Annotated in this window: 23 protein-coding genes; 17 read left to right on the forward strand and 6 right to left on the reverse strand. The window is 72.1% G+C overall.

Features of this window, described 5'->3' with window-relative positions; translation table 11 throughout:
- The first annotated feature begins 161 nt into the window (after nt 1–161).
- The 4 genes from ACRRSS_RS17390 (at nt 162) to ACRRSS_RS17405 (ending at nt 2,998) form a co-directional block, all read left to right on the forward strand.
- Nucleotides 162–581: a phage holin family protein gene (locus ACRRSS_RS17390; RefSeq protein ID WP_435972048.1), complete on the forward strand. Its 420-nt coding sequence runs from the start codon at nt 162–164 to the stop codon at nt 579–581.
- On the forward strand, nt 578–1,108 hold the full coding sequence (locus ACRRSS_RS17395; protein WP_435972049.1) for a DUF3618 domain-containing protein: 531 nt from the start codon (nt 578–580) through the stop codon (nt 1,106–1,108). The genes ACRRSS_RS17390 and ACRRSS_RS17395 overlap by 4 nt, the downstream gene beginning before the upstream one ends.
- Nucleotides 1,105–1,371: a DUF4235 domain-containing protein gene (locus ACRRSS_RS17400; protein WP_435972050.1), complete on the forward strand. Its 267-nt coding sequence runs from the start codon at nt 1,105–1,107 to the stop codon at nt 1,369–1,371. Before ACRRSS_RS17395 ends, ACRRSS_RS17400 begins: the two co-directional genes overlap by 4 nt.
- 739 nt (nt 1,372–2,110) lie before the next feature.
- On the forward strand, nt 2,111–2,998 hold the full coding sequence (locus ACRRSS_RS17405) for an SDR family oxidoreductase (RefSeq protein WP_435972051.1): 888 nt from the start codon (nt 2,111–2,113) through the stop codon (nt 2,996–2,998).
- Nucleotides 2,999–3,186: 188 nt separating this feature from the next.
- On the opposite strand, the gene ACRRSS_RS17410 is transcribed toward ACRRSS_RS17405, so the two are convergent.
- From ACRRSS_RS17410 to ACRRSS_RS17420, 3 genes are read right to left on the reverse strand one after another with little or no spacing between them, the layout of a single operon-like run.
- The gene (locus ACRRSS_RS17410; protein ID WP_435972052.1) at nt 3,187–4,083 is read right to left on the reverse strand and encodes a sucrase ferredoxin; all 897 of its coding nucleotides are present in this window, start codon (nt 4,081–4,083) and stop codon (nt 3,187–3,189) included.
- Between the two features lie 10 nt (nt 4,084–4,093).
- A complete protein-coding gene (locus ACRRSS_RS17415) occupies nt 4,094–5,299 on the reverse strand; it encodes a cupin domain-containing protein (protein WP_435972053.1) in 1,206 nt (401 codons plus the stop codon).
- On the reverse strand, nt 5,296–5,628 hold the full coding sequence (locus tag ACRRSS_RS17420) for a BatC protein (protein ID WP_435972054.1): 333 nt from the start codon (nt 5,626–5,628) through the stop codon (nt 5,296–5,298). The genes ACRRSS_RS17415 and ACRRSS_RS17420 overlap by 4 nt, the downstream gene beginning before the upstream one ends.
- A 230-nt stretch (nt 5,629–5,858) precedes the next feature.
- On the opposite strand from ACRRSS_RS17420, the gene ACRRSS_RS17425 reads away from it, so the two are divergent.
- Together ACRRSS_RS17425 and ACRRSS_RS17430 are read left to right on the forward strand one after the other, a co-directional pair.
- Entirely contained in the window at nt 5,859–6,014 is a 156-nt protein-coding gene (locus ACRRSS_RS17425) for a DUF6131 family protein (protein WP_252547627.1), read from the forward strand.
- 293 nt (nt 6,015–6,307) lie between these two features.
- Nucleotides 6,308–6,859: a glycoside hydrolase family 25 protein gene (locus tag ACRRSS_RS17430; protein ID WP_435972055.1), complete on the forward strand. Its 552-nt coding sequence runs from the start codon at nt 6,308–6,310 to the stop codon at nt 6,857–6,859.
- 527 nt (nt 6,860–7,386) lie between these two features.
- On the opposite strand, the gene ACRRSS_RS17435 is transcribed toward ACRRSS_RS17430, so the two are convergent.
- Nucleotides 7,387–9,063 (reverse strand): FG-GAP-like repeat-containing protein, encoded by a 1,677-nt coding sequence (locus tag ACRRSS_RS17435; RefSeq protein ID WP_435972056.1) that lies wholly within the window; start codon nt 9,061–9,063, stop codon nt 7,387–7,389.
- Between the two features lie 304 nt (nt 9,064–9,367).
- On the opposite strand from ACRRSS_RS17435, the gene ACRRSS_RS17440 reads away from it, so the two are divergent.
- Both ACRRSS_RS17440 and ACRRSS_RS17445 read left to right on the forward strand, forming a co-directional pair.
- Complete coding sequence (locus ACRRSS_RS17440; protein WP_435972057.1) at nt 9,368–9,667, forward strand: hypothetical protein; 300 nt, start codon at nt 9,368–9,370, stop codon at nt 9,665–9,667.
- 386 nt (nt 9,668–10,053) lie between these two features.
- A complete protein-coding gene (locus ACRRSS_RS17445; RefSeq protein ID WP_351896018.1) occupies nt 10,054–10,227 on the forward strand; it encodes a CsbD family protein in 174 nt (57 codons plus the stop codon).
- A 195-nt stretch (nt 10,228–10,422) separates the two neighbouring features.
- Here ACRRSS_RS17445 and ACRRSS_RS17450 read toward each other — a convergent pair whose 3' ends face one another.
- Nucleotides 10,423–12,012 (reverse strand): phytoene desaturase family protein, encoded by a 1,590-nt coding sequence (locus tag ACRRSS_RS17450; RefSeq protein WP_435972058.1) that lies wholly within the window; start codon nt 12,010–12,012, stop codon nt 10,423–10,425.
- 1,277 nt (nt 12,013–13,289) lie between these two features.
- Between ACRRSS_RS17450 and ACRRSS_RS17455 the strand changes: the two genes are divergently transcribed.
- From ACRRSS_RS17455 to ACRRSS_RS17465, 3 genes are all read left to right on the forward strand, one after another.
- Nucleotides 13,290–13,526: a DUF6332 family protein gene (locus ACRRSS_RS17455; RefSeq protein WP_435975358.1), complete on the forward strand. Its 237-nt coding sequence runs from the start codon at nt 13,290–13,292 to the stop codon at nt 13,524–13,526.
- A gap of 297 nt (nt 13,527–13,823) precedes the next feature.
- Nucleotides 13,824–14,390, forward strand: coding sequence for a Chromate resistance protein ChrB (locus ACRRSS_RS17460; RefSeq protein WP_435972059.1), 567 nt, complete (start codon nt 13,824–13,826; stop codon nt 14,388–14,390).
- 38 nt (nt 14,391–14,428) lie between these two features.
- Nucleotides 14,429–15,574, forward strand: a complete 1,146-nt coding sequence (locus ACRRSS_RS17465; protein WP_435975359.1) for an MFS transporter — start codon at nt 14,429–14,431, stop codon at nt 15,572–15,574.
- 208 nt (nt 15,575–15,782) lie between these two features.
- On the opposite strand, the gene ACRRSS_RS17470 is transcribed toward ACRRSS_RS17465, so the two are convergent.
- A complete protein-coding gene (locus ACRRSS_RS17470; protein ID WP_435972060.1) occupies nt 15,783–16,619 on the reverse strand; it encodes a class II glutamine amidotransferase in 837 nt (278 codons plus the stop codon).
- Nucleotides 16,620–17,152: 533 nt separating this feature from the next.
- Between ACRRSS_RS17470 and ACRRSS_RS17475 the strand changes: the two genes are divergently transcribed.
- The 6 genes from ACRRSS_RS17475 to ACRRSS_RS17500 are packed head-to-tail and all read left to right on the forward strand — an operon-like array spanning nt 17,153 to nt 21,011.
- A complete protein-coding gene (locus ACRRSS_RS17475) occupies nt 17,153–17,662 on the forward strand; it encodes a hypothetical protein (RefSeq protein ID WP_435972061.1) in 510 nt (169 codons plus the stop codon).
- Nucleotides 17,659–18,318 (forward strand): DUF5947 family protein, encoded by a 660-nt coding sequence (locus ACRRSS_RS17480; protein WP_435972062.1) that lies wholly within the window; start codon nt 17,659–17,661, stop codon nt 18,316–18,318. Before ACRRSS_RS17475 ends, ACRRSS_RS17480 begins: the two co-directional genes overlap by 4 nt.
- A complete protein-coding gene (locus ACRRSS_RS17485) occupies nt 18,315–18,953 on the forward strand; it encodes a DUF6084 family protein (protein ID WP_435972063.1) in 639 nt (212 codons plus the stop codon). Before ACRRSS_RS17480 ends, ACRRSS_RS17485 begins: the two co-directional genes overlap by 4 nt.
- Nucleotides 18,950–20,347, forward strand: coding sequence for a hypothetical protein (locus ACRRSS_RS17490; protein ID WP_435972064.1), 1,398 nt, complete (start codon nt 18,950–18,952; stop codon nt 20,345–20,347). Before ACRRSS_RS17485 ends, ACRRSS_RS17490 begins: the two co-directional genes overlap by 4 nt.
- A complete protein-coding gene (locus ACRRSS_RS17495; RefSeq protein WP_435972065.1) occupies nt 20,344–20,874 on the forward strand; it encodes a hydrogenase maturation protease in 531 nt (176 codons plus the stop codon). Before ACRRSS_RS17490 ends, ACRRSS_RS17495 begins: the two co-directional genes overlap by 4 nt.
- Complete coding sequence (locus tag ACRRSS_RS17500; protein WP_351895961.1) at nt 20,871–21,011, forward strand: DUF6893 family small protein; 141 nt, start codon at nt 20,871–20,873, stop codon at nt 21,009–21,011. The genes ACRRSS_RS17495 and ACRRSS_RS17500 overlap by 4 nt, the downstream gene beginning before the upstream one ends.
- Nucleotides 21,012–21,082: the final 71 nt, after the last annotated feature.

The following is a 21,082-nucleotide window of genomic DNA, read 5'->3' on the forward strand; positions in this document are numbered from 1 at the left end:
GAATCAGGGGCATCGGATACGGGTGGGCCGTGAATCGGAGGGTAGGCGCGCGACAGAGCGATCGGGCGTCGGGCCCGCTCCTGCGGTGCTCTCCGTGACAGCGGCCCGACGCACCCGATCGTGCCGAAGCTTCGAGTCCGGTAGTGGAGGACGGTGATTCCATGAGTGCCGTTGAGCGTCACTCAGACCCCGATCATGCGGACGAGTCCGTGGGCGACCTCGTGTCCCGGGCGTCGCGGCAACTGTCCGAACTGGTCCGCGAGGAGATGCAGTTGGCTCGGGCCGAGCTGACCCAGAAGGGCAGACGCTTCGGTCGGGGCGGAGGTCTGGTCGGCGGCGCCGGCCTCGTCGGCGTTCTCGCCGCCCAAGCCCTGATCGGCGCCGCGATCGCCGCGCTGGCCCTGCTCGTGCCGGTCTGGGCCGCCGCTCTGCTCGTCGCCGCTCTGCTGGCGGCGGTCGCGGCGTTCATGGCCGCCGCGGGGAGGAAGCAGATCACCGAGGCGGGCACGCCCGTCCCCGAGCAGACCATCGACAACATCAAGGCCGACCTGGCCGAGATCAAGGAGAAGGCACACCGATGAGCCGACAGCCCCGAGACGACGGATCCACGCCGACACCGGAGGAACTGCGCGAGATGGTCGAGCACACCCGCGAGGACCTCGGTCGGACCGTGGAGTCGCTGGCCGCGAAGGCCGATGTGAAGGCCCAGGTCAAGGAGAAGGCGGCCGACTTCAAGGAACAGGCCGCGGAGAAGGCGGCCGACTTCAAGGAACAGGCCGCGGAGAAGGCGGCCGACATCAAGGAACAGGCCGCGGAGAAGGCCGCTGTCGTCACCGGTCAGCTCCGCGAGACCGCGACGCGAGCCGGCCGGTTGGTGAAGGACAAGACCCCCGAGCCCGCCCTCGACAAGGCGAGCCACGTCGCGGTGCAGGCGCGCGACACGGCGCTCCACGCCGGGCGGCTCGCCGCCGAACAGACCCCGGACGCCCTCCTGGAAAAGGCCGGGCGGATAGGAGCCGCGGCCCGATCCAACCGCACTCCGCTGTTCATCGCGGCCGCCGTGCTCGGCGTCTTCCTCCTGGTGCGGCGGGGGAGGAGCAGCCGGTGAAGAACTCCAAACTCGTCTACCGGCCGGCGGGCCTGGCGCTCGGCTTCGCCGGAGGCATGCTCGCACGCGCCGCCTTCAGACAGACCTGGAAGTGGGCCGGGCACGACGACGACGCACCCGACGCGATGGACGAGGACCGCACCTGGCAGGAGATCCTGATCGCCGCCGCGGTGCAGGGCGCGATTTTCGCCGTCGTCAAGGCCGCCGTCGAGCGGGCCGGAGCCACCACCGTCCGACGCCTGACCGGCACCTGGCCCGGCTGAAGCGCCCGACCGCAACGAGACCGATCGCGCGTCCGGAAGAGGGACCAGCCACCTGAATCGGCCGCCCGTCCGGAGCGCTGGTCGCCCGACCCGAGGCCGCTGGGCTGCACCGACGCCAGAAGGCGCCGCGCGGTGCCGCACTCCATGGTGAGCGAACCCACCGCCGCCGCCCCGCGAGGCGGCGGCACCACCGGCAGCGCCACCCCGCAGGAATCCGCCACCACGTCCGCTCGTCCGGACGTGGTGGCGTCCGCATGTCAGAAGAGCGCCTGCTGCCTCATGGCGCCTGCTGCCTCATGGCGCCAGCCACCTCCGCAAGCCGGAAGCCGGAAGCCGGAAGCAGGGAGCAGGGCGCCGTGCGCCGTGCGCCGAAGGAACGGTACGGGACGGAAGCGGTGCGCGTCGGGTCCGGCGGCCCCCGCGTCCGGAGTGCATCCGACGGCGCACCCGAGACGAAATAACCACCGAAGGCGGATCCGCCCCGTGGGGCCTCTGCCCGGCCTCGTGGGCGTCGTCTCCCGGCCCTCACAACCGCTCGGCCCACAGGTGAGGACGGGCCCTGGTGTGTACTGTCGAAACTGGGCCCGCACCGAACGGCGCCGCCCCTGCGTGGCAGGCACCGGAGGGCTTCCCCAGGGCGCTCCGCCGTCGTCCGACGGGATCGGCCGGTGGAGCCGGGCGAGGGGCGGCGGACGCTTCCCACGGCGTACACCCCAGGCTTCCCTACCGAGGAGGAACCATGGCGCCCGTAGCTTCGTCCCCCGTGCGCACGGCGGTGGTCACAGGAGCCGCGCGTGGCCTCGGCGCCGGACTCGCGCGCGAACTCGCCGCCCGCCGGATGCGCGTCGCACTCCTCGGCCGCGAGGCGCGGACGTTGGAGAGCGTCGCCAGGTCCCTGCCCGTCGAGACGCACGTCTACGAGGTCGACGTCACCGACGACGTGGCGATGGCGAGGGTGGCAGAAGCGGTCGAGGAGGACCTCGGCCCGCCGTCCGTCGTCGTCGCCAACGCGGGAGTCGCCGAAGGCGGCCCCTTCGCGCGATCCGACCCGGTCACGTGGCGCCGGGTCATCGAGGTCAATCTGGTCGGCAGCGCCATCACTGCCCGGGTCTTCCTGCCCGGCCTGCTCGCCACACGCGGTCACTTCCTCCAGATCGCCTCGACCGCGGCCTTCGGCGCCGCCCCCATGATGAGCGCCTACTGCGCCTCGAAGGCCGGAGTGGAGTCGTTCGCCCGCTCGCTGCGGGCCGAGCTCGCTCACGAGGGCGTCACCGTGGGCATCGTCTACCTCCACTGGACCGACACCGACATGATCAAGGGCGTCGACGACCACGCCGTCCTCCACGAACTCCGCGCCCACATGCCGGCACCCGCACGGCGCGTCCACTCGGTCGAGCAGGTCGCCGACTGGATAGCCCGGGGAATCGACCGCCGCTCCGCCTCCGTCTACGCACCTCCCTGGCTGCGGCTCGGCCAGCTCGCCCGCCCCCTCTTCCCCATGGCCGTCACGCTGATGTCCCGCCGGACGCTGCCCCGGCTCCTGCGCCAGAACCCGCTGGAGCCGACCGGTCTGCTGGGCCGCGGCGGCCGACTGGAGGAGACCGAACTGCGCCGTCGCGATCCGTGAACGGGTCTTCCGCGCGTACGGCGTCGGTGGCGGTTCAGCCCATCTCCCGTACCTCGCGAAAGGCCCGCCACGGCCAGCGCCCGGTGCGACGCGGCTGCGGATACCGCTGTGCGGCACGCCACCCCGACGTACCGGGTGCGGGGATGCGCGGGCGAGGAACGGGGCCGGCGCCGGGGAGGGGCGCCCGCTCAGCCGACGTCGAGCGACGTGACCTCGTAGTACACCGCTGAGCTCGCCGACAGCCCGCGGCAGGTCAGCTGGAGGGGTGGTGTCCTGCGGGCGCGGATCTCGACCTCGAAGCTCGACAGTCCGGCGAGGCGGCCGGTGACACGGATCCGCCAACGGTCGTTGTCGCGGACCGTTTCCTCGATGACGTAGTCGTGCCGGCCCGACGATCCCGCGTGGTGAAGCACGGCGGAAAGGGCGACCTGTTGGGGCGGGATGAGATCGGTGTATCCACGCAGGTGGTCCGCGCGGATACGGTCCGCCAGGTGTTCTTCCACCACTGCCACCGCAGAGGGGACGTCGAGGCCGCCGTAGTAGACACCGTCGGGCAGGACGACGACGTTGGGGGCGAACCGGTCGCCTCCCACGTGCGTGCACTCCCACACCAGTTGGGGCCAGCGGTCACTCAGCGCGCGGGCCACCGGACGGCCGCGGACGGCGCAGCAGGTGTCGTGCAGACCATGGGCGCAGACCAGGACGAGAGGCGTGCGGCCATGTTCCCCGGGCGTTTCCAAGGCGTTGACGATCTGCGTGAGGTCCTGACTGCTCTGCCAGGTGCCCCACGTCTGACGGTGATCGCCGTCCTTTCCGTAACGCAGGACGGCCCAGCGCGGCGGATCGTCCTGCCGAAGACGTCCATGGCGCCTGATCAGCAGGATGCGGGCGCGCACCACCTGCGCGGCGGAGTAGACCCTTGCCTTCACCTCGGGTTCCAGCGCGAGACCGTCGAAGCCGTTGGTCGGCCAGCCGGCTCGGTACTCGACGAGGATCCAGACCGAGCCGTACGGAGCCGTGCCCGCGATCGGGTCGCCCCGACGACGAGCGGCATCGGAACAGAAGAATCGTGGCGGCGCTGTCATCCGGCCGGCCTCAGGACACCGCAGGCACCAGTACGCCCGCGCGCAGCAGTCGTTCGACGAAGGGAAGACCGAGGTCGCCGGCGAGGTGGACGTTTCCGTCGAGGACACGGAGCACTCTCGGCAGGTCTGCCTCCGGGAAGTCGAGCCAGCCGACGCGGGTCGTCAGGCGGCGGCCCTCCAGCCGTGCTTCCAATGCCTCGCGAAGCCGCACCGGCGCGTTCGGACCGAGGCCGTCGACAGCCGCGAGCTGCGCCAGCGGCCCCATGGGGCCGGGGCGTGTCTGGCCGCGCCGGGTGCGGTGGAACAGGGGGGTGGGATCGGCCTCGGCGAGGGCGTCGACGAGACGTCGGCGCACGAAGTCGAGATCGCCGGCGGGCCCGTCCACCCCCAGAGGGAGCGAGCCGCGCATCTCGATGTCGTCGCGCAGCAGTGCCAGGGCGGACCGCGTCAGCTGCTCGGCGAGCGCGTACCGCGTCCAATTGTGGACGCCGAGGGTCAGGTGGATCGACACCGCGCCCTGCGCCTCGGCGGCGTGCAGCCAACCGCGCGGCAGATAGAGAACGTCGCCGGGCTCCAGCACGGTGTCGATGTGCGCATCGCCCCGGGCGGCATCGGCGATCGCGGTCCGGTGATCTGTCCAGGGCTGGTCGCGCAGCGGGTCCGCGTGCACGGGCTCGTGGATGATCCAACGCTTGGTGCCGGCGATCTGCACGACGAAGACGTCGTGGACGTCGTAGTGGTCGTCGAACCCCCGGTTCTGCGGCGGGGTCACATAGGCATTGGCCTGCACGGGGTGGCCCAGCTCCGTACCGAGCCGCGCCGCGAAGTCCGTGATCGGCTCCCAGGTGCGCTGAAGCGCCTGCAGCACCAGGGTGCCGCCGTCGGCGAAGCTCCGCCACAACGCGGTGTCGTCCAACTGGTCCACGACCGAAGCACCGACGCCTGCGGAAGAGGTGTACGACGACTCGGGGAGAGTCGAGCCGTCCTTGGCGACGCGCAGGAACGGCGTACGCAACCCGCGGCGGGAGATCAGCTCGTCCACCGCTGCGGCCGAGAACAGGTCGGCGAAGTCGTCGGCTCGGCGCGTGAGCAGCGGGGCACGCCCCCAGACGTCCGTGGCGAATTCCTCGCGGCTGATACCGATCAGACGTGTTTCGAGGACACGGCAGCCATCGTCGGCCGCCGTGTCCCGAAGAGTCGTGGAGGCGGTGCTCAAACGCCGCCGCCACTCTCGTCCGCTCCACCGTCCGCGCCGCCGTCGTGGACGCCGGGGGTGCCGGCCGCCCCGCCGTCCGCGGGGCCTTCGGCTCCGCCGTCCGCGCCGCCGTCGTGGGTGCCGGGGGTGCCGGCTGCTCCGCCGTCCGCGGGGCCTTCGGCTCCGCCGTCCGCGCCGCCGTCGTGGGTGCCGGGGGTGCCGGCTGCTCCGCCGTCCGCGGGGCCTTCGGCTCCGCCGTCCGCGCCGCCGTCGTGGGTGCCGGGGGTGCCGGCCGCCCCGCCGTCCGCCGGACCTTCCTGCCGCGTGGGGTCGTGCTCGGGGTGCGCCATGCTTCCTCCTGAGGATCGGACGATCGGGGCAGGGTGGTCTCACCCGCGCCCCGTCGCTTCGCCCTTCCAAGCTCACTTACACGGGTACGGGCGGCAACCGGAGCGGGGGCTCCCTACCGCTCCGAGCCCGGCCGCCGGAGACCTGTGCGCAGACCCGTTTCCGTAGAACAGGCCGCCCGCAGAGGACGCGCATACTCTGGATGGAGATACCCGCGAGGCCGGAGGTCATCATGATCATTCTCGGGGTCATCCTGCTCGTCATCGGGTTCGTCGCCAGCATCTCCATCCTGTGGACCATCGGGATCGTCCTGGTCGTCATCGGAGTCATCCTCTGGATCCTCGGGGCGGTGGGTCACGCGGTCGGCGGACGCCGTCACTACTGGTAGACGGCTCGACCAGCTCGCCAGCTCGACCGCCGTGCCGACGCACGTACCTCTGTCCCCTGTTCGGGTCAGCCCATGCGGGGCCGCTCAGCAGCGTCATGTTCAAGGTGAACGCGTAGAGCCTGATCGCCGCGACCACCCGCGCCCGCCCGCACCAGTCGGCGTCAGCTCCGGCGCGGCACCCGCACGGGTGACGCGCCGGAGCTGACGTTCGAGGAGCATGCAGGGGATCCACCCTGGTGGAGCGGGGTATCCAACAGGCAGCACCCCCGGTTCGGACATGACGAGGAACCACCTTGCTGCACGGCATCGACGTAAGCGCGTATCAGTCCTCCTACGACACCGACGGCCTTTCCTTCGTCTTCATCAAGGCGACGGAGGGCCGTACCTACGTCAACCCCAGGCTCGCCACCCAGACCAAGACGGGCCGCGACGCCGGCCTGGTCGTCGGCTACTACCACTTCCTCTGGCCCGACAACCTCACTGATCAGGCCGAGTACTTCGTCGCAGAGGCCCCCGTGCGGGACGGCGAACTGCTGGCCGTGGACTGGGAGACGACCGGCGACGGCACACGAGCGAGCTGCGCGGAGAAGGACGCCTTCCTCCGCGAGGTGAAGCGACTGCGGCCGCACCACAAGGTCGTTCTCTACACGAACCGCGATTTCTGGCTGAACGTCGACACCACCTCGTACGCCTGCGACGGTCTGTGGATCGCGGACTACGTCACCGCCGGGCGCCCCCGCGTCCAGGCGGGCTGGACCTTCCACCAGTACACCGACAGTCCCCACGACAAGAACGTCGCCGCCTTCGCGGACGACCGCGCCCTGCATGCCTGGGCCCGTGACTGACCCTGCTGCGTCGGGTCTCCGCCGCGTCAGCGGCGGAGCAGGACGGACGTGGTCCGTGCGACGTCGGGAACTCGCGGCGGCCCGCGTCCTGGTGACGGCCGGAAGCACAGGTGGGGCTCGACCTTCGCGTGGTGAAGCGCGCGATCCAGCGTGTACGGGGAATCGGCCCCGCAGCCCCCTCGGGGGCCTTCGACGCCGTGTGGACGCCGCTGTACGGCTCGCAGGCCTTCGCGGGAGGGCGGGCGCTGGACCGGGCGCGGGGGAGGGACCGACCGGCTGGGAGTAGCCGCCGGTCTCGGGGTGGACCTGGCTCATTCAGCAGCAACGTGCCGACCGCCCTGGTACGAGAGCCGGCATCCTGCGGCCTTCCGGCTTTCCAGGACCGTCCGCCCCCCCGAATCCCCGAGCGGCACCGCTCTCTTCCGCGGCCCTCCCGGGTGTGGTGGTTCAGCCCAGGTCCGGTCGGCCATCTTCTGTGGCGTGGTGGTTCAGGGGTCGACCGGCCATCTGCCGGGACATGGCGGAGTTCAGCCCAGGCTGGCCTGCCACTGCCAGCCGCCGGTGCCGACAGTGGACGGTGTGCCCGGCCCCGTCGCCGTACCGGGGAGGAATTCCAGGTTCTCCGCGGTGCCGGAGGTGCGCGTGGTCCACAGGTCCGCGAATCCGTCGCCGGTCACGTCGCCGGAGGACACCGCGAGGCGGCGGTCGGCGACCGTGAAGGGTCCGCCGGTGAGCCCGGTCCCGTCGGCCAGGTGTTGGTTGCCTCGGCCCGCGTACTGCCGGAGCGTGCCGTCGGCGCGGTCGCGGCCCCACACGTCCGGTCGGCCGTCACCGGTCACGTCGCCGGGCAGGAGCACGTCGAAGCCGGCCCATTCGGGGTCTCCGATGTTCAGCGTGGCGCGCGGCGCGAAGGCGGGCATGCCGTCGACCGCGGGGGCGCCTCGATGGAGCCACAGGCCGGTCACGCTGCGCACGAGGACATCGGGCAGTGCGTCGCCGTCGACGTCTCCGGCCGCGAAGGGAGTGATGTTCGTCCAGCCGACAGGGCGACCGCCCATGGCGATCCGGGGGCCGAGTTCGCCGCTGCCCCTGTTCGGATAGACCCACAGGGCGTCGCCGATGCGGGCGAGGACGTCCTCGCGCCCGTCGCCGGTCCAGTCGCCTCGGTGGCTGACAGCGGCGCCGGCCCAGCCGCCGCTGCCGATCACACGGGCCTGGGCGACGCCGCCGCCACCGGTCCCGGAGTAGAGGCGCAGGGCGCCGTCGTCCTTCACGGCGAGGAAGTCGGGCCTGCCGTCGCCGGTCAGGTCTCCTTCGACGCCGCTGCCAGGCCTGGGCTCGGGATGGGCGGCGGCGCGCAGCATCAGGTGGTCGGAGAGCGGTAGGGAGCCCTCGGGTCGGGGTTCGAAGGCGTCGGCGCGCACGGTGTGGAAGTCCCGGGCGCTCATGAAGACGTGGTCGAACTTCTTGGGTACGGCGTTGACGACGACGGTCGGTTCACCCGAGCGGCACTGGCTCACGGCTTGGGCGAGGCACTCGGATGTGAAGTGTTCCCGGTCGTTCTCGTCTGCTTCGGCGAAGGGGCCGGTGCCGGGGCGGCCGTGGCGGATGGGATCCAGCATCGGGTCGTACGCCGACGCCGTGCCGGCGTTGAGGTCTCCGCCGAGGACGACCGGGAGCCCCGCGGCCCATGCGTCGATGTGGGACAAGGCCTCTGAGGATCCGTTGTCCGGCTTGATCGCCTGGTCGAGGTGGGTCGTGCAGGCCAGGGTGGCACGGCCGTCGACGGGAGCTCGGGCGCAGAGCACCGCGCGGGGCTCCTTCTCGGTGGTCAGGTTCGCCCTGTAGGAGTGGGCCTCCGCGCCTTTGACGAAGACGCCCAGCCCGAAGCGCCTGTCGGTGGACCACGCGGCACAGCCGTCCGCCTTGGTGGTCTCGGTCCAGACGGCGGTGTAGCCGGGGAGCGCGTCGCGCAGTGCGGCCCACTGGCCGACGCAGAGTTCCTGCAGGAGCAGCGCGTCGGTGTCCCAGGCCAGTACCTGCTGCTTCACGGCCGCGGTCCACGTAGGCAGGTCGAGGCTGCTGCGGCAGGCGGAGGAGGCTCCGCAGACGTTGTACGAAAGCGTCCGCACCGGCGGCGCCGTGGCGGGCTCGACGGTGTCGGCGACAGCCGGCCCCGGGAGCATCGACGCGGTCAGCAGCATGAGCAGAGCGGTGGTTCGGACAGCCCATGAGCGGGCTCTCCGGTGAAGCGGGACCGTGACCGGGGACACCAGTGACCTTCCTGACGGCGGGACCGTCCGAACAGGAGGGACGGCAGTTGCTGACGCTGGTACGCATTCTCGGACGATCATGAGGAGCGTGGCCAGGGCGGGTCCCGGAATCACGGTCGCCGAAGGCGGGTTCGGGGGCCGAGTGGTTCCTGCGCCGGTACGGAGAGACGCTGGTGGTAGCGGCTTCAGCGACCCGGACCGGACGTCTGGGCCTCAGCCGGGAGAGGTGGTTGTCATGCGGATGTTGTTGAAGGTTCAGATGGACACGCAGATGTCCAACGAGGCCATCAAGCAGGGCACGCTGGAGAAGACGATGGAGAAGGCCATGGCGGTGATCAGGCCCGAGGCCGCCTACTTCACCACCGAGAACGGGAGCCGAACGGCGTACATCTTCTTCGACCTGGCCGAGTGCGCCGACATGCCGAAGACCGCGGAGCCGTTCTTCCTGGAGCTGGGCGCGAAGGTCACCTACACACCGGTGATGAACAGGGAGGACCTGGCGAGGGGGCTCAACGCCATGGAGGCCGCCGGCTGACCCGCGGAGTCCGAGGCGCGCCCTCGACGCCGCGCGGGCGAGAGGGCGGAATCGTCCATGATCACCCACCTCGGTACGCCTGCGCGGGACGCGGCAGCTCTGGGGGATGGGGAGGGTGATTTCCAAGGGTCGAGCGGGAGAGCTGGTCGATTCCCCCTGCTGGCGCGGGAGCGGCAGACCTGGGCCTGGGCGCGACTGATCCCGAAGCTGGCCGTCCACCCGGTCACCGTCCCTTGCGGGCTCCCACGTCCCGAGCCGGGGAACCGTGGCCGTGGCGTCCGAGTCGTCGCGTGCCGCACCGTTCCTCGTCGGCATGAGGTTTGAGTGTGGTGATCGGGAGCAGGCGTCGGTCAAGACCAATCCGGTTCATCTAGGAGGAGGTCCCGATGTCGGGCACGGAGAAGAGCAAGGCGCAGGTCGAGCAGGCCAAGGGCAAGGTCAAGGAGGCCGTCGGCCGCACGGTCGGCAACGAGCGGATGACCGCTGAAGGCCACGCGGACCAGGCCAAGGGCAAGGCCCGTGAGGCCAAGGAAGACGTCAAGGACGAATTCCGACGCTGACAGGCCTCGGACCGCGCGGCTGGGCCCCGACCTCCCCCTTGGGTCGGGGCCCAGCCGCGCGTGGTGAAACGCGGCCACGGCCAGCCACGCGAGGTGAAACGCGGCCACGGGTCGCATCCGCCGGTCGCTACCGCCGCCGGTGAGCGCGGTTCGGCGCGATCCTCGCCGCGGTGGCGTCGCCGATCAGGGTGGTGCTCATATGCGCTGGGCGCGATGGAGAGGGGCGCGCAGCGCGCGGGGGCCCAGGGCGGCTCGGGCCGCGTTCGCGCCTGGTGCGCCGTGTACGCCGCCACCTGGGTGGGCGGCGGCTGAGGCGAGGTAGAGGTGCTTCACCGGTGTCTCGGGTCGGCCGGTGCCGGGGGTCGGCCGGAAGACCGTCTGCTGGTGCAGCGCTGTGGTGCCGTTGTTGATGGCTCCGCCGTGGAGGTTCTCGTTCATGGCCTGGAGGGTCGGCGGAGCCAGGACGCGGCGCGCGGCGATCAGGGCGCGGAAGCCGGGCGCGAGTCGTTCCACCCGGGTTTCGATGCGGTCGGCCATCGCCTCCTGTTCGCGGGGATCCCATCGGCCGGTGATGCCGTCGGGGCCCGCGTCGGCGATGACGTGCTGCGGGAGATGGGTGTAGGCCCACGCCGATTCCGTTCCCGCGGGCGAGCGGCCGGGGTCAGCGGTGGTCATCTGACCGAAGAGGACGAACGGTTCGTCGGGTACGTGTCCCATGGCGATCTGGGCGGCGAACCGGGTCAGGCCGTCCACCCCGTCGGCGAGGTGGACGGTGCCCGCGCCGACCGCCGCCGGCGCCGTCCACGGCACCCGACTCGACAGGGCCCAGTCGACTTTGAAGGTCGCGAAGTCCCACTGGAAGCGCTCCAGGTCTCGCAGAAGGCGAGGCGGAAGGTGTTCCTCGCCGACGAGTTCCCGGTACAGGGCGGGGGCCGAGGTGTCCGCGAGTACGGCCTGGCGTGCGTCGACGTGCTCCCCGGCCGCCGTTTCGACGCCCACAGCCGTGTTGCCGCGGATGACGAGGGACGTGACTCGCTGCCCGCACCTCAGGATGCCCCCGCGGCTCCGGAGGCGGCGCACGAGTGCCGCCGTGAGGGCTCCCGCCCCTCCGACGGGCACGGGGAACCCGTGGCTCTGACCGAGCATCGACATCAGCCAGCCGAAGCCGCCGCTGCCGGCCGCCTCGGGAGCCAGGTCCGCGTGCAGGGCGTTTCCCGCGAGCAGGAGCCGGCCGCCCTCGCCGTCGAATTGCTCCTCGCCCAAGCGTCGTACGGGCATGGCCAGGCTCCGGGCCAGTCTGAGCCCGTCGTGACCCCGGAGCTTCGCGGCGAGCCGCAGCCCCGCGCGGATCGGTGGGAACGGCGTGAACAGAGCCCGTACGAGGTCTGGCTCCAACCGGTTCCACATCCGGTACATGGCCTCCCAGGAGGCCCCGTCGCCGGCGGCGAACCGTTCCAGTCCGGCGCAAGTCTCCGCCAGGCCGCGTTCGAGCACCGCGCATCGGCCGTCCGCCAGCGGGTGGGCGAGCACCCGTGAGGCGTGACTCCAGCGCAGGCCCTCGGCGGCGAGATCGAGCCCGGCCAGTACGGGGGATGCGGCTGCGAGCGGGTAGAAGGCACTGAAGAGGTCCGAGACGTAGTCCGGGTGCACTCCGCGGTCACTTCGTACGGCCCCGCCCGGCGCCTCCTGGCTTTCGAGGACCTCCACGCTCCACCCGGCGTCGACCAGCAGGTTCGCGGCCACCAGCCCGTTGGGACCGGCGCCGATCACCACTGCGTCAGGCACGGCGCACCTCCTCGGGCGCCCTCACCGCAGCCAGGTGGTCCGGGCTCCGGCGGCGCAGCTGGGGGTCGGCCTCGCTCACCGCGTCGTGCACGGCTCCTCCGAGACCGGGCCGAGGGACCTGACCGAGGCCTCCGGCTCCCTTTCCCTGCCGGGCTCCCGGAGACGGACGATCGTGAAACCCCCGGAGGCCCGTGGACCAAGCCGAATCGAGTACCGCAGCGGGGTACCCGGACTGGATGTCGTCGAACGGGACCGGCCCGGACGGGCCCGACACCCGCTCCCCGTAACAGGTCGGACAGAGGAGCACGGCCCACCCGGGCCGAGGGGAGCGTCGGACGAGTTCGTGACGGACAACCACGGCGGTCCTCCTAGCGGAACGGCGGGTGTACGGCCCAGTACAGCCCGGCCGGGGACTCGGCGTGGCTCCACGGGCATGCTGCTGAGCCGCCTTCGGATGGGGCGCTTCTCCGGCTCCTCATCAACTGGCCGGCACTCCCGCCGACCCGGAGGGAACCTCACACCGGCGATGTGGTGTCACGGTCCCGATGCGGTTACCCCGATCGTCGAGTCTCACGCGTTCAGGTCTCGAGGTGCTTGTCGCCCTGCCACAGGCGAGGGCTGAGAGTAAGCGCGGCCCGTGCCAGGGGAGGTGTCCTGGGACAGGCGGGCGCGGCCGCTCGACAGGAGGATTCGGAGACCAGGGAACCCCCGTTTCGACCCCTGCGGGGCCACACCATCGTGGTGACAGGGGCGGCGTGACGGGGAGAGGCGCCGGCCCGTCCTTCGCGACATGGCAGCGACAGCGGCCCAGGCCCGCCCGAGCCCGGCCGCAGAGGGGCGAAGCCGCCCGCGGCCTTTCGAGTGGCCGGAGGGATCGGCGCCCTCATCGGAGCGTCGATGGTTGCGCGGCTCGTCTTCGCCTAGCGACGCCGGGGTCGGGTTGCCTTACGTGACGACGCTCAGGCGCCTGCCCTGAGGTCAGAGGGTGAGCAGGAAACGCGAAGGCCCGGATCCCCGGAGACCTCGTCCCCACGGGGAGGAGATCCTGCCCATACCCGTACCCGTACCCGTACCGGTGCCGAGTTCGGCCCCAGAGCGGTTGGCCGGGCCGTGCCGACCGCCTCCCGAGGAGACTCCGTCCTTGGTCGATGGGCCCAGGCCCTGGCGTTGGACCGCTGGGCCGCCGGCCTGCGAGTCGGACAGCGTCCCGGTCGCCGCACGGACCCCGGCCGGCCCCGATGTGACTCCTTCGACATGCGATCCTTTCGACCATGACGATGCGACGCCGGAGTCAGGCGGAACGAGACGCGATCACGGTGGAGATCGGATACGCGCTGCTGAGCGCATGCTTTCTCGGTGCCGTCATGTTCGCGACGATCGCCGGTCCGGCAGCCGTCTGGGACCTTCCTCGTGCTGTCGACAGGTTCCTTCTGGCCGCTGGAACTTGGGTGGGTGGAGCCCTCGCGGTGATCCGGGTCATCCACGTTCTCCGGCGATACGGGCGGCCCCGTTAGGGCCTGTCTCCCGGACCAGGCCGGACCAGGCGGGACCAGGCCGGACCAGGCCCGATCGGGCCGAACCAGGTCGGACCAGCAGGGTGAGGCAGGTCGGGCTCGACCGGATCCGATCCGAAAACCGTGCCCCGCGTTCGGAGCGGAGATCGGTGCCGGATGCGCGCGCCGGACCGCCCTGCTGCGGTCCACTTCCGCTGGCGCGGACGCCGCGCCGCATAGGCGCCACTGCCCCTTGCGCGGACGCCCCGGCACGTAGACGCCACCGTCTCCGATGTAACGCCTGCTACATTCTCTGCCGTGACACACGTCGAGCAGGCGACACGGTGGCTGATCCTCGTGATCAAGCTGCCCGCGGACCCGTCCCGCCACCGAGTGGCTGTATGGCGGGAGTTGCGCAAGATCGGCGCCCTCTCACTGGGGCAGGGCATCTGGGCCGTACCGGAGGTGCCGGTCTTCGCGGACGGCGTGAGGCGTGCCCTCGAACTGACCGAAGGCGCGGGCGGCCTGGGTGTGACGCTCCAGGCCTCCGGACGTACGGACGAGGACGCGTCCCGCTTCCGGGAGATGTTCACCGCCGCCCGATCGGAGGACTGGGCGGAATTCCTCGCGGACTGCGGCAAGTTCGAGGACGAGATCGCGAAGGAGATCCGCATTGCCAAGTTCACCTTGGCCGAGCTGGAGGAAGAGGAGCAGAGCCTGGAGCGGTTGCGGCGCTGGCACCGCGATCTGACCGCGCGGGATGTCTTCGGCGCCCCAGAAGCCACCGAGGCCGGGATACGGCTCAAGGAGTGCTCGGCCGTCTGCGAGGAGTACGCGGAGCGCGTCTTCGCCGCCCTGCACACCAGTGACGAGGAGGTCGCGTGAGCACCGCGCCCATAGCCGAGGCCGCCCCGAGATCGGCCATGTGGCCGCTGTACGCCGCGGGGTTCACCACCGCCTTCGGCGCCCACGGAATCGCCGCCAACCTCGGGGGCTTCTCCGAGGACGCCGTCACCTCGCTCCTCGTCCTCGGCGGGCTGCTCGCCCTGTACGACGGCGCCGAGGTCCTCCTCAAGCCCCTCTTCGGCTCGCTCGCCGACCGGATCGGCGGCAAGCCGGTCCTCCTCGGAGGGCTGATCGCCTTCGCCGCCGCCTCCGCGCTGTACGCGGTCGCCGACAGCCCCGGCTGGCTCTGGGCCGCCCGCCTCGGCCAGGGCGCGGCCGCCTCCGCGTTCTCCCCCTCGGCCTCCGCGCTCGTCGCCCGCCTCAACCCGGCGGCCAAACGTGGCCGTGCCTTCGGCAGTTACGGCTTCTACAAGTCCATCGGCTACACCCTCGGCCCGCTCCTCGGCGGAGTCCTCGTCTGGGCGGGCGGCCTGCGCCTGCTGTTCACGGTCATGGCCCTGTGCGCGGCCGGCGTCGCCGTGTGGGCGGCACTCGCCGTACCCGTCGTACCGCCGCTGCCCCGCGAGCGCCAGACGGTCGCCGACCTTGCCCGCCGCCTGGCCGACCGGTCCTTCCTCGCCCCGACCGCCGCACTCGCCGCAGCCACCGCCGCGCTCTCCGTCGGCGTCGGCTTCCTGCCCGTCTCGGGAGCCGCCGCCGGGCTCGGGACCGTCGCCACCGGCGCCGCCGTGTCCGTCCTCGCCGCCACCGCCGCTGTCGTCCAGCCCAGAACCGGCCGCGCGTTGGACGCCGGCCGACTGACCACCCGTACCGGACTGCTCACCGGACTGCTCGTCACTGCCACGGGCCTCGCCGCCGCGATGCTCCCCGGCCTGACGGGAGTCCTGCTGGCCGCCGCTCTCATCGGCACCGGCACCGGGCTGATCACCCCGCTCGGCTTCGCCGCCCTCGCCGCCTCCACACCGGAGGAGCGCATGGGCCAGACCATGGGCTCGGCCGAACTCGGCCGCGAACTCGGTGACGCGGGCGGTCCCCTCCTCGTCGCCGGCGTCGCGACCGTCGCGACCCTCACCACCGGTTACGCGGTCCTCGCCGTTCTCCTGGCCGCGGGTCCACTGTTGGCCCTGGCCCGCCGCCCGCGCGCGGCACCGGTGGGGGAGTAGTTCCACCCTCGCGCTCGGGTGCCGTTTCGCCGACCCGGAGACGGAGCTGCGGCGCCTGAGGTCGCGGCGCCCCTGAACTCATCCGGATCCACGGAATCTCCTGCCCGGCGACGGGTGCGCTTCGCCGCGAGCCGCCCGCGGGCCAGGGCAGCGGCCGCCCCGCCACGTCACATCCCGCGCATGCCCGCGCCCCTGCGTACGGCCTCGGTCAAGGCAGCGGCGAGAACGGGAGGTAGTCCGTGCCCTGGTCCGAGGGGATCGTGGCGTAGCTGCCCTCGGGCAGTTCGTTCCACACACCGGGTAGGTCGCCCAGGGGCTCGGAGACCACGATGCGTGTCTCGTCGGAGATCTCCTTGAGATAGTGCAGTTCAGGGTGGAGTCTCCGGACCGTTTCGGCTCTGCTCGTGTAGAAGAGCGAGCGGGGTCGTCCCTGACTGGCGTAGCGGAAGGCCCACACGCGCTCTCCGTCGCTCACCGCCACCGTCATCTGCAGGGGATCGGGTACGCCGTGTTCGTGGCCGAGACGTTCCACCAGGCCCGCCATGCGGGCCACCGCGCCCGGGACGTCCTGGTCGAGGCCGAAGGTGACCGCCAGGTAGAACATCACCTCGGAGTCGGTCGAGCCCTCGATGGACGGAAAAAGAGCCGGGTCGACCGCCATGCAGAGCTCGCGCTGCAGCCGGGGGAAGTCGGCGATGGCTCCGTTGTGCATCCACAGCCACCGGCCGTGGCGGAAGGGGTGGCAGTTGGTCTCCTGGATCGCGGAGCCCGTAGAGGCGCGGACGTGGGCGAAGAACAGGGGGGAACGGAGGTGCGCGGCGAGCTCACGCAGGTTGCGGTTGCTCCAGGCAGGCCCGACGTCGCGGAAGACCGCCGGCGTCCCGTCGCCGTCGGGGCCGTACCAGCCGATGCCGAATCCGTCCCCGTTGGTCGACTCGACGCCCAGTCGCGCGTGGAGACTCTGATTGATGAGGGAGTGCTCGGGGGCGTACAGCACGCTGTCGAGCAGCATCGGCGTACCCGAGTAGGCGAGCCAGCGACACATCCGCGTCATCCCCTTCCGGACTCTGTTCCGAGCGTACGCCGGTGAAGCCCGGCCCCTCGGGTCGGAGGTCGGAGGAGGGGCCTGAGCGAGGGGCCGGAGCGCGGATGGCGAGGCGAGGGGCGGACCAGTACGGGAGGCAGGGCGGACCGGGGCTCGGACTCCCTGCATGCGAGCGGGGGGCGCCGGGGGAGACCGAGCGGCAGCCCGCTCCTGGCCGTCACCACCACGGACGATTGATCCCGGATCGTAGGGGTACGGGCAGATCATCGGCGCTCTGCGGAAGCCCGTCGTCCTGGTGCGTGGATCCGGTGATCCGTGGATCCGGTGGCACCGTCCACGGTCGCGCGGCCTCGGCCGTCCGCGGACGTCCCGGGCAGGTCGGGGGGCCGCGCGGGCAGCCCGTGCGGCCGGCCTGACGGCCCCTGCGGCGGGTGACGGCGGAAGGCCCGGCGGAGTACGAGCGAGCCACACCGGGAGTCGCCCGGTCCGGCTCGCGGAGACCAGGCCGCACTCGGATGGAAGGAATCTCGCTCATGACGACGTCATCACCCACCCTCCTCGGCCCGGGGAGCGACCTCTCCGAGGTCTTCGAGCTCGCCCAGCAGCTGCGTGCCGACAGCGGCATCGCCCGCGTCGTCGACATCCTCGGGCGCCCCGCCGCCCGTCCGCCCGCCGACCCGCTCGGCCCGCTGCTCGCGGACGAACTCGTCGCGAGCCTCCTGAACCTGCACGGACTGCACCCCGAGGACGCGCCGACCCGTATCGACCGTGCCCTGTCCGCCCTGCCGCAGCCCGTGGAGAACGCCGGATTCGACCCGGCGACGGGCGTGTTGCGACTGCGGGCCACCGGCTCCTCCGGATGCGGCTGCGCCGGCACCCAGGAGTCCGTCCGGCAGGCCGCCGTGGACGCCCTCGCGTGCTTCGCCCCGGAGGTCACCGGCGTGGAGCTGGAGACCGGCGCCCCGCGTGAGCCGGCCCTGCTCCAGATCGGCACCCGTCCCACGCTCGCGGGCGCGGACGGCCGCTCATCGGCCGTCTCGTGAACGGGCCACCGAACAGCGCCGCCCGGACCCAACGGCCCACGGGCCTGCGCCGGTTCACCACCCCACGCCCGCCCCGCGAGGAACGCTGCGAACTGTGCGGGGCGCCGCTGGCGGCCGAGGAACGCCATCCGCATCTCGTCGACACCGACCAGCGCGCCCTGGTCTGCGCATGCCGCCCGTGCTCACAGCTCATGGACCGCTCCGGTGCCTCCCCGGGGCGCTTCCGCGCGGTCCCCGGCCGCTTCCTGAGCGATCCGGGCCACCGCGTCGACGACCGGGCGTGGGAGTCGCTGCGGATCCCCGTCTCCGTCGCGTTCCTCTTCCGCAACTCCGCCCTCGACCGGCCGGTGGTGCTCTACCCGAGCCCCGCCGGGGCCACCGAGAGCGAACTGGAGGACGAGGCCTGGAAGTCCCTCCTCGACGCCACCGGGCTCGCCGCCCACCTCGAACCCGACGTGGAGGCCCTGCTGCTGCGCCGCCACGAAGGCCGCACCGAGTGCTTCCTCGTACCGATCGACCTCTGTTACGAACTGGTGGGCCGCATGCGACTGCACTGGCAGGGCTTCGACGGAGGCGCGGAGGCGCGGGCCGACCTCGACGCCCTCTTCACCCACGTACGGGACCTGGCCCGCGAGCCGCAGGGGAGCCGGCCGTGACCGAGTTCTCCTTCACGTGCACCGACGTCCGCGCCGACGCCTACGCGGCCGGGCCGACGCTCGTCTTCCGGCTGCGGATCAGCGCCACCGGCGGCACCCGGGTCCACGCCATGGCCCTGCGCTGCCAGATCCGCGTCGAACCCGCCCGGCGCGGCTACGACGACCACGAGGCCGCGGCCCTGGGCGACCTCTTCGGCGAACGCTCCCGGTGGGGCACCAGCCTCAACCCGGTCCAGTTCGCCCAGGCCTCCGTCATGGTGCCCGGCTTCACCGGCGAGATCGAGACCGACCTCGTCGTGCCGTGCACCTACGACACCGACATCGCCGCGTCCCGCTACTTCCGGGCCCTCTCCGACGGCGAGATCCCGCTGCTCCTGCTCTTCTCCGGCACCGCTTTCACCGGCGCCGGCGGCTTCCACGTCGAGCCCGTCCCCTGGGACAAGGAGGTCTCCCACCGCATGCCCGTGAAGGTCTGGCGGGAGATGATCGACCAGCACTTCCCCGGATGCGGCTGGATCCGGCTGCCGGGCGACGCCATGGACGCCCTGCTCGCCTACCGCTCCCGCCGGGCCCTCCCGTCCTGGCAGGCCACCGTCGAGTCCCTGCTCGAAGCGGCGGGGGAGAGGACACGATGACCACCGTCGCCTTCACGCCCGGCACCGAGGCGCGGTTCGCCGTCGCCCGCCACGTCGCCGACGCCGTCCTCTTCGAGGGGTACGTGCTCTACCCGTACCGCGCGTCCGCAGCCAAGAACCGGCTGCGCTGGCAGTTCGGGGTCCTGGTGCCACCGTCCTGGAGCGCCGCCGCGGAGGAGCACGACCTCCAGCACACCGAGTGCCTCATGGAACCGAGGACCGGCGCCGAACTCGCCGTGGAGGTCCGCTTCCTGCGCGCCCAGCGGCGCACCGTCGAGGAACTGCGCGAGGACGGGACCTTCGCGCCGACCGGCGAACTCCGCCTGGCCGACCGCATCCTGGTGCCCTGGGACGAGGGAGTCGAGGAGCGCGTCACCCTTGTCGTCCCCGTCGGCGAACTGAGGGGCGACGGCACCGCCCTGCCCTTCACCCGCCCCGCCGCCGAAGAGGTGGAGGACGTCACCGACGCCGCAGGGCGCGTCCTCGGGCGACTGGTACGCCGACGCGAGGAGATCAGGGGCACACTGCGGGTCTCGGCGGCCGAACTCGACGGCCCCTACCGCGTCGAGCGCCTCTCGGTCACGGTGGAGAACAGCAGCGCGTGGACCGCCGGGCAGGACACCGACCGGCACGCGGCGCTGCCCCACTCCCTCGTCGCCACGCACACACTGCTCCGTCTCGACGGCGGCTCCTTCCTGTCGATGACAGACCCGCCGGAATGGGCCAAGAGCGCCGTCGCCGCCTGCAGCAACCTGCACACCTGGCCCGTCCTGGCCGGCGAACCCGGTCGCGACGACCTGATGCTCTCCTCGCCGATCATCCTGGAGGACCATCCGGCCATCGCGCCCGAGAGCCCAGGGGCCCTCTACGACGCGACCGAGATCGACGAGATCCTCGCCCTGCGCACCGCCGCCCTCACCGACGAGGAGAAGCGCGAGGCCAGAGGGACCGACGCCCGGGCCGCGGCCGTGATCGAGCTGGCGGACACCATGCCTCCCGAGGTCCTGGAGCGTCTGCACGGAGCGGTACGCAGCCTGCGGAGCGTCACCGGGCCGCCGCAACCGGCGGACAGCGTCCTCGCACCGGAGACGCCCTGGTGGGACCCGGCCGGTGACACCGACGTCGATCCGGGCAGCGACCACGTCCTCGTCGGCGGACGCGCGGTCTCCGCGGGCAGCAGGGTCGTCCTGCGCCCCAGGCTGCGCCGCTCGGACGCCCAGGACCTGTTCCTCGACGGGCGCACCGCCCTGGTGGAGGCGGTCGTCCACGACGTCGACGGCGGGGTCCACATCGCGGTGACCGTGGAGGACGACCCGGGCGCGGACATCCGCCGCGAACAGGGACGGTTCCTCTACTTCCAGCCCGACGAGGTCGAAGCCCTGGAGGACATGTGAACGGCCCCGCGGCCGACCCCCCTGAGCGCGGCCCGGCCCGCACCCTCGTGGCGGGGGTGGGCAACATCTTCCTCGGCGACGACGGCTTCGGAGTGGAGACCGTGCGGCGGCTCGCCGGGGAGGAACTCCCCTCCTCCGTCGAGCTGGCCGACGTCGGGGTCCGGGGCGTGCACCTCGCCTACGAGCTCCTCGACGGCTGGGACACCCTCGTCCTCGTCGACGTCACCGCCCGCGGCGGCGCACCGGGCACGCTGTACCTGATCGACGCCTCGGCGGCCGGCGACCGCGACTCAGGCACGGAGCCCGCGCCGCTCGACGGCCACCGGATGACCCCCGACGCCGTCCTCGCCCTGCTCGACACCCTGTGCGCGGGAACCGGTGCCGCGCCGCCACGGCGGATCCTCGTCGTCGGCTGCGAACCGGCCTGCCTCGACGAGGGCATCGGGCTCAGCCCCCAGGTCGCCGCCGCGGTGCCCGACGCGGTGCGGATGGTGACCGAACTGGTCCGCCAGGAAGCCGTCGTATGAAGACCGAAACGGAGAGCACCATGCGCAGGAACGTCATCGGCGCCGCAGCCGCCGTCACCGCAGCCCTGGCCGTCCTGGCCGTCGTCGTGGGAGTCCTCCCCGACGTCCGGCGCTATCTGCGCATCAGCAGGATGTGACGCCCCGCGGGTCCGGTGGCGGCGGCTGCACCGAACGGACGACACCACCTCGGGGTCCCGGCGCGCCGGGC

The organism is Streptomyces sp. Qhu_M48, assembly GCF_051305195.1.
Classification (GTDB): Bacteria; Actinomycetota; Actinomycetes; order Streptomycetales; family Streptomycetaceae; genus Streptomyces.